At 42.4% G+C, this 5,370-nt stretch carries 4 protein-coding genes; all 4 read right to left on the reverse strand.

Annotated features, from left to right (window positions below):
• Positions 1–283: 283 nt before the first annotated feature.
• The 4 genes from B4H32_RS12120 to B4H32_RS12135 all read right to left on the reverse strand — a co-directional run bounded on the left by B4H32_RS12120 (position 284) and on the right by B4H32_RS12135 (position 5,122).
• Positions 284–1,057 (reverse strand): DODA-type extradiol aromatic ring-opening family dioxygenase, encoded by a 774-nt coding sequence (locus tag B4H32_RS12120; protein WP_004681300.1) that lies wholly within the window; start codon positions 1,055–1,057, stop codon positions 284–286.
• 106 nt (positions 1,058–1,163) lie between these two features.
• Entirely contained in the window at positions 1,164–1,643 is a 480-nt protein-coding gene (gene rlmH, locus B4H32_RS12125) for a 23S rRNA (pseudouridine(1915)-N(3))-methyltransferase RlmH (protein ID WP_004770208.1), read from the reverse strand.
• A gap of 316 nt (positions 1,644–1,959) precedes the next feature.
• Positions 1,960–4,389 carry an endopeptidase La gene (gene lon, locus B4H32_RS12130; RefSeq protein WP_262450924.1) on the reverse strand — a complete coding sequence of 810 codons (2,430 nt, stop codon included), beginning with the start codon at positions 4,387–4,389 and terminating at the stop codon, positions 1,960–1,962.
• Positions 4,390–4,534: 145 nt separating this feature from the next.
• On the reverse strand, positions 4,535–5,122 hold the full coding sequence (locus B4H32_RS12135; RefSeq protein ID WP_004681294.1) for a 5-formyltetrahydrofolate cyclo-ligase: 588 nt from the start codon (positions 5,120–5,122) through the stop codon (positions 4,535–4,537).
• Positions 5,123–5,370 lie beyond the last annotated feature (248 nt).

The following is a 5,370-nucleotide window of genomic DNA, read 5'->3' on the forward strand; positions in this document are numbered from 1 at the left end:
AGGTCGGGGAGGATGTCAATTGTGTAATTACGCTGTCAGTTATATTTTGTGCTGATTGGCAGGCTATTAGGGAAAGTGGAAGTAAGGCAAGAACTAAATATTTGATTTTCATGTTCAAAATGACAGTAAATAAATAACAGTGTTAAGCTTAAAGTATTCTTAAAAAAGAGCATGTAGTACGTTTAGGTATTCAGTTTGCTAAATGTATTTATTTGTAATATTCCAGCAATTATGGCCTTATGGATGGGACGATGATGACCGTCCCTTTTTACGATATGAAATTTTAATCAAACCGATAAATATCCATGCCCAGTGAACCCATTGAAAAACTGCTATGTACGATCGTAAAACGATGACCTGTCCCCATCGCAAAAAACAGTGGGGCAAAATGTTCAAGTGTGGGATGGTTGCGCTGGACATAGGGTAATGATGGCCAATCCAGCACCGCATCATAGTTCTGGTGGGTCAATTTGCTCACCACTGCATTTCTGAATGTACTGGCCCAGATCGGCACATCTGTAGGGTTGTGCCATGATAGCTCAGCCAGATTGTGGGTGATACTGCCTGAACCAATCAACAGGATTTGTTGATCACGTAATGGTGCAAGCGTTTGCCCGATTTTGTAAATTTCATCCGCATTCATGTGAATTGGCAGGGAAATTTCAATCACAGGAATATCTGCCTCTGGATACATATGTAACAACGGCATCCATACGCCGTGATCGCGTGGACGGGTGCTGTTTGCGTGGGCCGCAATATCTGCTTCTGCAAATAAACTCAGTATTTCCTCGGCCAACTTTGGCGCGCCTGCCGCAGGGTAATGAATCTGATACAGTTCAGGTGGGAAGCCGCGAAAGTCGTGCCAGGTTTGTGGTCGAGTGGAGGTGCTGACTTCCAGCGCCTGACTTTCCCAATGCGCTGACATCACCACAATGGCCTTGGGCTTTGGCAGATTGCTGCTTAGGCGATATAGGGCAGGACCAACCTGCTCAGGATCAAGTGCGAGCATTGGCGAACCATGAGAGATAAATAACCCTGGTAAAGTTTGCAAGTTCATAACAGCGCACCTGATTGGAGAGACCTGATTATCGTGACAAATTCTTTAAAGGAATGACAGTAGTTAAACTTCAACATATTGTTCTAAAATCAGAACAAGTATAGCGCTATGCCCGATGATAAGGATGGTTATGGTTAATGCTCATCGCACGATACAGTTGTTCAATAAGCAAGATACGCACCATGGGATGGGGCATGGTGAGCTTGGACAATGACCAGTGCCAGGCCGCAGCCTTGCGTACCGCTTCGGAATGGCCATCTGGGCCACCAATGGCAAGTGCGATGTCATTGCCCTCTAGCATCCATTGCTTCATGGTGTCTGCCAGCTTTTCAGTGCTGAGTTCGCGCCCGCCGACTTCTAAAGCGATCAATGTCTCATTTGGCTTGAGGGCATTCAAAATACTTTCACCCTCAATTTGACAGTATTTTAGGATATCTGCCTCAGAGTCATTTTTTCCACGTTTCGCCATAGGCAGCTCAATCACCTGAGTCTGTACAAAGGGCTGGATACGTTTGAAGTAATCTTCAAAGCCAGTGAGTACCCAGGCAGGCATTTTTTGACCAATGGTGAGAATACGAATTTTCATAGGATTGTTTAAATCGATAGATTCAGCACATTATAAATGCTGCTGGTTGTCATGGGATGGTGCAAACGGTTTATCTTGTCATAAAAGATACAAAATAGCGGATTATTCTCTCCATAAAAAACGCAGCTCAACATGCGTATGAGCTGCGATCAAAGTGCCATCTGTCTGGAGTTCAGATGGCACTAAAATGAGTTCATGAGTCAAGTTTGGCCTTTGTTTTGTCGACTCCATTTCATTATGCAATATACTGGTTATTTTTCAACCAAAATATGTAACAAAAAAAGAGAGCCGAAGCTCTCTTTAATTTTTTCAAGGATTAGTGACGTGCAGCCTTTGCTTCTTCCACTGGTTTTACAATCGGTGTTTTCGGCAAAGGTTTTGGTGTATCCGTCAAAGCCAAAGGCAGGATTTCATCAATGCTTTTCACAGCCTTGATTTCCAAGCCTTCCTTAACATTGTCTGGAATCTCAGCCAAGTCACGGACGTTATCCTGTGGAATGAACACCAGCTTGATTCCACCACGGTGTGCCGCAAGAAGCTTTTCTTTCAAGCCACCAATACGCATCGCACGACCACCAAGACTTGTTTCACCTGTCATGGCAATGTCTGGACGAATCGGAATACCTGTAAATGCCGATACAAGGGCAGTGGTCAGGGCTAAACCAGCTGATGGGCCATCTTTTGGTGTTGCACCTTCAGGTAAGTGAACATGGACATCAGTTTCATCGAAACGAGATGATTCAATTCCCAATTCATCCGCACGTGTACGAACCACGGTCATTGCTGCGGTAATTGATTCTTTCATTACATCACCGAGTGAACCTGTGGTAATGAATTTACCTTTACCTTTTACGGCTGCAACTTCAATGGTCAGTAACTCACCACCCACCGAAGTCCACGCCAGACCATTGACACGACCCACTTGCGCTTCATCCTCAGCAACACCAAAGTCAAACTTGTGTGGACCCAGATATTCTGGAAGATTTGCAGAAGTCACATCAACCTGTAGGTTTTTAGACTTCTTGCTCACCGCCTCTTTTACAACTTTACGTGCAATTTTAGACACTTCACGTTCAAGGCTACGCACACCAGCTTCACGTGTATAACGTTGTACGATGTCGCGAATGGCTTCTTCATGAACAGTCAGTTCTTTTGCACGTAGGCCATTATTCTTAATCGCTTTTGGAACAAGGTAGCGCTCAGCAATATTCACTTTTTCATCTTCGGTATAACCCGGTAGACGAATCACTTCCATACGATCCAGTAAAGCTTCTGGAATATTCATGCTATTGGCAGTACAGATGAACATCACTTCAGACAAGTCCAGATCAAGATCTAAATAGTGATCGTTGAACTTACTGTTCTGTGATGGATCAAGCACTTCAAGCAATGCAGAAGCAGGATCGCCACGGTAGTCTTGTGCCATCTTATCGATTTCGTCGAGTAAGAACAGTGGGTTCTTAACCCCAACTTTCGTTAAAGACTGTACAATTTTACCTGGCATCGCACCGATATAGGTACGACGGTGACCACGGATTTCAGCTTCGTCACGTACGCCACCGAGGGCCATGCGGACAAACTCACGACCAGTCGCTTTCGCTACTGATTCCCCAAGAGAAGTTTTTCCTACACCTGGAGGGCCGACTAAACACAAGATTGGCCCGCGGAGTTTTTTAACACGCGACTGAACCGCCAGATACTCAACAATACGATCTTTGACGTCATCTAAGCCGTAGTGATCTTCATCAAGAATCTCTTGTGCTTTGGCCAAGTTAATGCTGACTTTGCTCGCCTTATTCCAAGGCGTATCTAAAATGACTTCTAGATAGTTACGAACAACGGCTGCTTCACTGGATGCAGGTTGCATTGCCTTGAGTTTACGGAACTCAGCTTCAGCTTTTTTGCGTACATGTTCAGGTAAATCTGCTTCAGCAAGACGTTTCTCGATTTCCGCAACGTCATCCTCAGCACCACCATTCATATCGGAAAGCTCACGTTGAATAACTTTCATTTTTTCATTTAGAAAGTATTCACGCTGGTTCTTTTCCATTTGACGTTTAACACTGTCATGTAACGTTTGTTCAATTTGCTGTTCAGCAGATTGATTCACCAAATAGCTCATCAACTCTTGCAAATGCGCTTCAAACTCGTCGTGCTCTAAAAAGTTTTGTTTCACTTCAATGTTTAAAGGCACACGGGTCGCAACGAAGAACATCAGTTGTAACAGGTCTTCGATTTTATTAGCTGCTGCAACAAGCTCACGTGCATTGCGTAATTTCGCTTCAGCATATTGAGCGAATAGGGTACGTAATTCGTTTAAGCGAGTTGCTTGAGCTTCCTCATCCAATGGTAATGTAATTGGACTGAGACTGTGCTCGGCAGTCAAGTATTCTTCACCATCAATAATGCGCTCTAATTTAGAACGATGCAGACCTTCAATCAGTACTTTAATGCAGTTTTCATCATTTTCATGATTGACGACCTGTACGATTTTAGCCACGGTTCCATATTGATAGAGGTTATCGTGATCAATTTCTTCTGTAAGCGAATCTTTTTGCGCAACTACAAATACTAAATTGTCACCGTTACGAGCCACATCCACTGCATTGATCGATTTTTCACGACCCACAAATAGCGCAATTTGCATGTGTGGATAGACCACAACATCACGTAATGCTAATAGTGGTAATACACTTGGAACCTGTGGCTCTAAGCTTGATTCATTATTTAAAATATATTCAGACATGGGCACTCCTAATGAGTGACAACGGTGTTGCCATGTTTTTTATAGTGAAGTGCATTTTTAAAATTACAAGGGTTTTAATTTATAAAATATGAAAAAAAGACTAAATTACTCAAGATTGGCGGTTAAAATTAATAAAATTAGCTATTTATCGTTTGAAATAATAAAAATTTTGAGGGGTTAATAATCCATCAATGGGTTGATCCCATTTTTGTCTGAATAAAGGTTCATTTATATATTGAAAAGAATGGGCGAGTCCCAGCCGAAAAGGACGATGTGGGGCAGTTGCCAAAGTACGGTCATAAAATCCACCTCCCATACCGATTCTCGTTCCAAGCTGGTCACAGGCCAATAAAGGCATAATCAGTAAATCCAGGGTGGAAACATGCTGCCCACGCGTTGCCATTGGTTCTTTCATACCGAGAGGATGATGGGAAAAACGTTTATTTAAATATTGATTGGAGCTGATTTTTACCCAAACCAGGTTTTGGTTCATATTACAGATCATGGGTAGATAGACCTGCTTGTTTTTTTGAAAACAGAACTGGATGATTTTTCGGGTATGCACTTCACCAAAGGCGTGTAAATACATGCCAACTTTTTGGGCTGACTTGAACTGTGGCAAATATCTGAGTCGATTTAAAACCTGTTGTTCAGCTTTCTTTTGTTCATAAGGAGAAAGTCGCTTTCTTTTTAGGCGAAGCTGTTTTCTTAATGGGTTTAAAAGCTGGTTCATGAGATTTGAAATGATTTTCTTTTGAAGAATGATACCCGATTTTGGCGAGATTCTTGAATATGGAACTGAATAATTAGATCGGGTTCTTATGGAAAGCAGGATGAGTTGTGCGACATAAATTGTCGCCTAAATGTCTTAAGTTTACAATTTATAGGACTTACGCATTGACGGATTCAAAAAAGTATTAAAATAGTTTATAAAGTATCTGTGATCAGACGAACTAAACATGCTTCTACAGCAACTTGTAC

Origin of the sequence: Acinetobacter sp. UBA2063 (genome assembly GCF_002333245.1) — a bacterium.
Classification (GTDB): domain Bacteria; phylum Pseudomonadota; class Gammaproteobacteria; order Pseudomonadales; family Moraxellaceae; genus Acinetobacter; species Acinetobacter parvus.